Here is a 7,949-nt window from a genome sequence, read left to right on the forward strand (position 1 = left end):
GCCCGCCGCAGACGCAGCATGTGTTTTGTGTATCCCCGGCGGCCCGGGTCGCGCACACGGGTCTGGCAGGCGAAGAATGGCTGAAAGCCTTCCCGCTGCAGGCTTTCCAGTACGGTGATGGTGGGGATGTACGTATAGTTCTGGCTTCGGGACGTGTGTTTATCTTCCCCGAAAATCCCCGGCACATAGTGCATCAGTTCTTCGTGTGTCAGCGGACGGTCACGGCGTATCTGGTTCGCATAACCAAAACGACTGGCTAGTCGCATAATTTGCTCCTTATCGGTGGTTAAGATTTACTGGTGTAATAAATGAAAAAGCCACGTCTCCCGGAGAAGACGCGGCCTGATGGGTGAAATGAATGACGTTTATTGTCTGAGAAGACCGTCACTGGCGAGCCGCGTATTAAGCGCCTTTCCGGCATCGGGTTCAGAATTCCGGCAGCGCCAGCGTCGCTGACCTTCCGCGTTGCGGATAACCCGACGGAAATGCATTCCCGGGTCATCCTGGATAAACACATTGCGGTAAGCTGTTATGACAGCAACCGCCTGCCCGTATGAGAAAGATCCTTCAGCCAGGACATACTCTGTGTAACCCGGCATATCTGTTTTCTCCTGATAAATAAAAAGCCTCTGCCACGCGTTGTGACAGAGGCTGAAGCATGAAACTGACTTCAGGGATCAGTTAACGTTTTTTCCGGAAACGGTAATCAGCAGTGGATGGTAGTCCTGGGGATTGAAAACCGATAACGGCAGACTGACACGATGGCCGTTACTTTCTTCAGTTGCTTTAATGATTTCGGTTGTGGCGACATTTTCCACGCACTCCGTTTCCAGAAATGCGTCTGTGGTTCGCGTGGCATTACTGTCACCAAAAGCTTCCGTTTCCATTTTTCTGGTCACCAGCGTCTGACCATATTTGTCTTTGAGTTGCAGAGTGATGGTGAGGGGGCCAAATCCTTCATCGTTTCCGCCATTATCCAGCCGGAACTGGTAAGCACAAATATTTCCCGGGAGCCATATCGTATCTGTATTGCGTATACTGATGTAACGTTGATCCTGTGCCCGGAGTGGGGCAGACCACGTTAACCCCAGAATGAAGGCGGTAATCATGCAGGTTTTGAACAGGTGAATCATGGTATTTACCTCTCTGAGTCATGACGATGACACTGACAAATCAGGTGATAAAGCGTAAAAGGCGCAGAATAGCCGTTATGCCGGTAACTCCGGGGGTAATGCTTCTTCCAGTCGGTTAACCATATTGCCGAGATGGGATGCATCATATTCCATGACGGGGCGTTGCCTGATGATACTGACCACCAGTGGTTTGATTAACATATTGGTCGCGGCCCGTTGTTGTATACCGGCGGCGAAAATGATCTCCAGAGCATTCTGATCGATAACACGGGCCAGATTCTCGTTCAGATTTTCAATCTCATGTCCGGTCAGCAGGAAACTGCCGGCAAGCCATGTCACCTGCTCCTGAATCATTGCCAGAATTTTGACGCGATCTTCTTCAACCAGCGCTCCGGCAATTTTTCCTGATACAGCGGAGGCAATCATTCCCCCCAGAACACCGCCAACCACACGCCCTGTCAGTGCACCAAATGGTCCCAGTGGACTGAACAGTATTCCGCCCGCCACTGACCCGACAGCACCACCTGCCACACCGGAAGATGCCACGGCAAGATTCCTGATGAACTGCGTACCGGAGATCCGTCCCCGCAACATTTTGATCATGTCAGGGCCGGTTGTGACAGCTACCAGTGCCAGAGATGTCACCAGCGTACCCTTCATCACTTTGTTCAGGGCACTGATATTTCCTGCACCGGTCCCCTTCTGAAGAGCCAGTCGGACAGTCGGGCTGGCAGTCGAAAAATCAATGTGCTTCAGCATACCCTGAACAACACTGAGCCGGTGGAGTTGCTGGGTTGTGACGTAGACAGCCAGTGTGCGGGTGAAGGTTTTTCCTGCCTGGACAGCAGCTGTCTGCAGGGCAGCATCGCGATCGCCGGTGCTGAGCCAGAAGACCGATGCCGTCAGGGCAAAACTGATCCCTCCGGCCGCCAGACTGACAACCGAACCCTCGGCAATATCATAAGTGACCGATTCGATGGTCCCGAACCGGGTGATATTACGGGCCTGAGTATAAGTCAGATGTCCCCGACGAATCAGCCGGGATGCTTCTGCGGGATCGGTTACACCGGGTACTTTACCTTCGCGGATCTTATTCCTCATGGTTTCAACAGCGCCGGCATACTGATCACGGGGGACTTCCAGTTGCATGGGGCCATTATTTCCCATGTAACGATACTGTCCGTTTTGTCCGTCGAATGCCGCACCGACGCTACGGGCTGCAGTTGAACAATATTTCGTCTGGATTTCTGTTCCGCTGACCAGTCTGTCTGCTCCATTTCTGGCATTATTATCACCGAGGATCCGTGCGTTTTTCAGACGGACTCTGTCGACAATATGGTTTCCCCGTTCAGCGGCAAACCCATGTCCCTGCCCTCCGGAAGCAAACATTTTCTCATTTGTACTCCAGGTTTCCGGCAGTTTCATGAGAATCAGACCATTCGCCGTTGCATCGGAAATAAAGCTGTTGTAAGGGCGTTCATAAATTTCCTGACACAGTGTTTCTGTTTCGCGACAAAGAGAGGAGCAGTACCATTCCGGATCCGGCTTATGATTTTCCGGGGCATGATGTACTTCTGTCAGCCCGCAGGAGGCACAGATACGAAGCTCATCCACGTGATGGAATGATACAAAACGGCGACCTTCTGAAAAGGGATACCAGTCACCGCCGTCCAGGCAACGATCGAGAAAATCGTCATTCGCTTCCGGTGATAAATTCAGGCGGTTCCGGAAGAGCGTTTTCAGTTCATCAGGTGTGAATGACAGGTTCTCTTTCAACTGTTCGTTAAACCCTGCCATGTTTCTTTCATACCAGGCATTGTTCAGTAACCAGTTTCCGTCTGCCAGTTCAAATTTCCTCAGCTCTCCCCGGGAAATCCGTTGAGAAATGAGCGTCAGCCAGATGCGCTCCGTCAGTGAGTCAGGAAGGCTGTAATCGTTTTGCAAACTGGTCAGCCACGATTTACTGTTGAGCACCGGTTGTTCTTCCAGTGTCTGGCTGATGGCACAGGTCAGTTTTTTCAGCGCCTGGATTTGGCTGGCCGCCCATAGCAGCGTCACTAATGCAGCCAGCCAGTACAACAACCCGCCCCACCACATCAGTGACGGTGAAATATCGTACTGTAACGCGATCAATGGTGCGCATGCAGAACACGCCATAAGGAAAAAGGCAGTATAAAAACAGCAGTAATACCCGTTAATTTCCTTGCTGATATCTTCTGGTGTGATCCCGTTCTGCTGAATGTTTTTGATCTGCAGGGGAACAGCCAGCAGACCACCGGCGAGAGCGGTGGTCAGAATAAATTTCACAGAGTCAAAGGTGTGAGCCTCCAGCGCGATATGTTTACCATCAAGTCCCCACATGAAGCTGATGATCATTCCGGCAATCGTCAGAAATACGCCTGCCAGCCAGCGAATATGGAACAACCGGGTTATGCGTTCGGTGATATAGCCAGCCAGTAAGGCCGGGCCGAACAGACACAGCAATATGAGCCCTGCCAGCGCAGAAGCCGTGCTGATTAATGCTCTGAACAAAAGGCGAAGAATGGCAAATCCTGCGATCAGCAGGATCAGCGCGCCGACTATCTGTAACATAGTCACTCCGTGATGAATATCATGTTATTGTTAATGCCAGCGAATGTGGCGTTGAATATCCGTTGCGCCGGTCCGGGTCCCGATCATGATGACCGGGACCACAGAGAGGCGATGGTTCTGTCAGAAGGTCACATTCAGCGTGGCCTGACCGTTATAGCCTTCAGCGCTGCTGCCGCTGACGCTGTGGACATAACCTGCCTGAACGCCCAGGGTGATATTTTCCCGGACACGGGCTTCCAGTCCGGCCTGCAGGTCCAGTGACGTACCATTCTGTGACGGTGAGAACGTCATGTTACTGCCGGCTGCGGCTGTACCCATGCTCATGTCCCCCCGGGAGCTGAAGGTGCGGATAACAGAAGGCTGTACCCACCAGTTCACCGGCAGTTCACGCACACTGTGTTTGGCACTGCCGCGCAGGGTGTCACGGGATGAGGTGCCTTTACCAAAGTTCATATCGTTGTGGCTGCCCAGACGGAAGCCGGCACGCACATGTTGTGCACTGCCATGCCCGAACTTCACATAACCGGCGTTATCCTGGCCGTCATCCAGGGAGAGTCCCTGCCAGGTGTACTGCAGTTGCGGCTCCAGCATCAGATTGTCAGTGATACTGAAGGGCAGACCGGTTTCCAGCGAACCCAGCCAGCCCCAGCCCCGGGCGCGGAAGTCGTTATTGTCCGATGAGGCTTTCATGCTGTGGCGGGTTCCCTGGGCCACAATGTCAGCCCACAGGCCGGAGGCGTTGTGTATCAGATTCAGGTATCCGCCCAGGCTGCCGGCATCATCCCGGACCGTGCCGGCACGGGAGCCGTCATCATCCTTAACATCAACGGAAGAATGGCCAGCAGCACCATATACCCCCGCGGTCACAGACATACCGGCAACCTCTGTTCTGAGCAGGTCACCCTCCAGACGGACGAAGCCATAGCTGCCGCTGCTTTCCGGCGTGGCTCCACGGGCAATACCGCCGTTGTTATCGTGACCGAGATGACCGCCCTGAATGCTGAGACGGACGCTGTTATTTTCACCGTTTACACCGGTCTGATGGCTGCGGGAGCCTGCCAGAATCCGGTCATAGTCCATTGCCTGTGTCAGCATGGAGGCATACAGGGGGACTTCTGCACGATAAGCATTTTCACTGCGCAGATACCAGCTCTCATCACTGTCCCGGTTGAGGGAGTAGTTAAAGGCACCGGCCTGCAGCTTATTCCCCTGGACAAAGGCCCCTTCCTCCGTGGTGGCACCGTTAATGGCTTCCACCACCTGAATACCCTTACCGCTGGTCGCCAGCCCCGACGCACTGTTGCCGGCGTTCACCAGGTTCAGGATGGTTTTTCCGGTTGCCCTGCCACCGTCAATGACCAGTCTGTCAGCATTGTTCTGTGCCATATCCGGGCGTACACGCTGGCTGATAGTGCCATTCTGTCCGTTCAGGTTTTTCACTTTCAGGGTTGCCGGTACGAACTTCCCTGTGCGGGTGGAGGTGAAATGAATCTGTCCGGCATGGCTGAGGTCATCCACCACCGACTGCACCGTGGCGTTATCGGGAATATTCCAGGTGGCACCAGAGGCGAGAGTGACATTCGTGGGGTCAATGGCACCGTTCAGCACAGTGCTGCCGGTCAGCTTCAGGGCTGTACCGCGCTGAGCAATGACATCCGTGGTGACGGTACTGTCGTTCAGCGTCAGCGTGCCTTCATTCAGGTTGACGGCTTTCTGGGTGAGTGTGGTGTTGCTGACAGTGAGTGTGCCACTTCCTGATTTTTCCACGCTGCCGTTACCGGTGAGAGAGCCTCCCTGCAGGAGTGCATCGCCTTCACGGATGGTCAGGGTATCGTTGTTCACCGTCTTCCCGGAAAGGGTAAGTATGGCGCCGTTATTCAGCGTGGTGGTGCCCGCCAGTGTGCCGCCCCTGGCGGTGAACAGTCCGCCATTTACCGTGGTATCCGTGGCCGTATCACCGGCGTTCAGCGTGAATGAACTGCCTTTTTCCAGCATCAGGGCATCCGCCTGACCGCCTCCGATACTGAATGCCTTTCCGTCGCTCCGGGTACCACTGACAGCGGCACCGGAATCGGCCAGCAGTACACCGCCATTTCCCATGGATACGGTGGTGGCGGTGCCACCGTTGCGGACATCCAGCGTTCCGCCATCATCCACGCGGGTATTAGTGGCTGTGTGTCCGGTCAGCACATCCAGGCGTCCGCCATTTTCCAGTACGACATTATCAGCTTTACCCTCCACAACAGAGAATGCTCCCAGGCGGTTTATGCCGGTAACGGTTGCAGCCGTACTGGTAACCAGTGCGCCGCCCTGCTTCAGGGTGACATTCGTGGCTGTACCACCGGCGTCCACCTGCAGTCTGCCCTTCTGATTAACGGTGGTATTCCCGGCCACACCCCCGTTTTTGACAATCTGCCAGCCGTCACTGTTTACAACAGTGCCAGACGCCGTACCGCCGTTGTGCACATACTGGTACCCCCCATTCAGCGTGGTATCCAGTGCGTGACCATGTACAGTCTGGTCGCCGCCGGCATAAACCACAGTGGTATTTGCCGTTCCTTCAGCAGCCACAATCTGACGACCATTTTTATTGATGGTGGTGCGTACGGCATCTCCGTAGACGGTCTGCCCGGTATCACCATTTTCCGCATCCGGTCCCCCTTCCGCGCCGGTATTCACAACCGTGTCGGTTGCCACTGCGCCGGATTTGATGGCCTGCCAGCCCTTCTCATTAATGACGGTACCCGTTGCAATCCCGTCTTCATGTACCCACTGCTCACCGCCGTTCAGAGTGGTGTTCACTGCCTGCCCCTGAAGGCTCTGTCCGCCTCCGGCACTGATAACCGTGTCTGAAACGCTTCCTCCGGCATTCACTCTCTGAAGACCACCACCGGTGACAGTAGTGTTGTTGGCGGTACCGCCATTTTGTATCCATTGGCCGCCGGTATTGGCCTCGTTATCCGGCCCATACTCCAGCCCGGTACTGATGGTCATTCCGTTGGCCGTACCGAAGACAATCTGGTTGTCATGATTTGTCAGTGTTCCGTCGTTCACGGTTTCTCCCGCCTGTACAACCGTGTCAGCAGCCAGTGCCGGGACTGATGTGACAGCAGCAAGAGACAGCGCAACCGCCACACCGGCGCGTTTTCCCCGTGAGCGGGCCAGTTCGGAGGCCACCACCAGGGTGCCCGTAATGTGATTCCATACCAGCCTGTAGCTGGTGTTCAGATGTCGTTTCATCAGCTTTTCCTTACAGAGGGTGAATAAAAAAGCCGGTACCCACAGATGTGGGTACCGGCAGGTACAAAACAGCATGGTCAGATAAAGTGGTTTTTCCCGGACATAAATGTTTCCCCTCTCTCATCCGCCAGAGAAGCATCAGTCCGTTGTGTGCAATTCCGTTCTGCATGATGAAGAGATTCAGCTGCCTTTTCGCAGACCATTAACCACTATAAACGATCGATAGTAACGATCGATACCTGTTTTATCGATCGTTTTATTCTATTAACAGCAGGGAAGTCACGCAAGAGAAAGAGGTGGGTATGAGGGGGGGGGGTCATGTTTTCAGTTGGTTAACGCAATGTAATCAGGCATTTCCCCTGGCAGAGTGTTCAGAAGAAAATCCAGTTCCATACAGCGCGGGCAACAGAGACCACCGAGTCACGGACGGCACGCAGAACCGTGCGTGCAACAGAGGCAATACAGACGCTCTCCGCCGTGTCAAATATCCGGTCCACCGCACCGGTAAACTGTTCACGGGCCTGAGACCGGACAGATTCCGTGCGCAGCTCGTCCTGCAGGCGGGTCATCAGGGGACTGGCGGCATGGTCGGGAAGCGCTGTCATGAGCGCACTGACCAGCGTATCCAGTTCCCAGCCGGTGCGGGCCGATACGGCCACAACCGGATGTACGGGCCGGAACAGACGGAATACCGCCTCCGTTTTTTCGCGAATATTCTGTGCCTGTGCGGGAGAAGGCTGAATACCGGCCATATCCCATTCATGGCAGGGCTCCGTTTTGTCGGCCTGCGTCACCACAAACAGCACCTGCTGATGTCCCCGGTGCAGGATGTGTCGCCAGAAATACTCATCCACAGACAGGGCGCGGTCATCGGCTTTAATCAGCCACAGCACCAGGTCCAGTTCGGGCAGAATGTCACGGTACAGGGCTTCATACTCTGCATCCCTGTCCCGGCTCTCGCCCACCCCGGGCAGGTCAGTGATA

Annotated in this window: 6 protein-coding genes; all 6 read right to left on the reverse strand. The window is 54.7% G+C overall.

Annotated elements, in window-relative coordinates; all coding sequences use genetic code 11:
* Positions 1-266 (reverse strand): DUF932 domain-containing protein (locus BEB54_RS27045; RefSeq protein ID WP_024199427.1); only part of this gene is annotated, 266 nt, incomplete at its 3' end.
* Positions 267-365: 99 nt separating this feature from the next.
* Positions 366-599: a DUF905 family protein gene (locus BEB54_RS27055; protein WP_032240929.1), complete on the reverse strand. Its 234-nt coding sequence runs from the start codon at positions 597-599 to the stop codon at positions 366-368.
* Positions 600-677: 78 nt separating this feature from the next.
* Positions 678-1,133: an IrmA family protein gene (locus BEB54_RS27060; RefSeq protein ID WP_000581504.1), complete on the reverse strand. Its 456-nt coding sequence runs from the start codon at positions 1,131-1,133 to the stop codon at positions 678-680.
* Positions 1,134-1,208: 75 nt separating this feature from the next.
* Positions 1,209-3,725, reverse strand: coding sequence for a hypothetical protein (locus tag BEB54_RS27065; RefSeq protein ID WP_096996863.1), 2,517 nt, complete (start codon positions 3,723-3,725; stop codon positions 1,209-1,211).
* A gap of 120 nt (positions 3,726-3,845) precedes the next feature.
* Positions 3,846-6,965 carry an autotransporter adhesin Ag43 gene (agn43, locus tag BEB54_RS27070; RefSeq protein ID WP_105282331.1) on the reverse strand — a complete coding sequence of 1,040 codons (3,120 nt, stop codon included), beginning with the start codon at positions 6,963-6,965 and terminating at the stop codon, positions 3,846-3,848.
* 371 nt (positions 6,966-7,336) lie between these two features.
* A partial coding sequence (locus BEB54_RS27075) for a GTPase family protein (protein ID WP_236943386.1) occupies positions 7,337-7,949 on the reverse strand: 613 nt, incomplete at its 5' end.

The organism is Escherichia sp. MOD1-EC6021 (assembly GCF_002965245.1).
GTDB classification, from domain to species: domain Bacteria; phylum Pseudomonadota; class Gammaproteobacteria; order Enterobacterales; family Enterobacteriaceae; genus Escherichia; species Escherichia coli_F.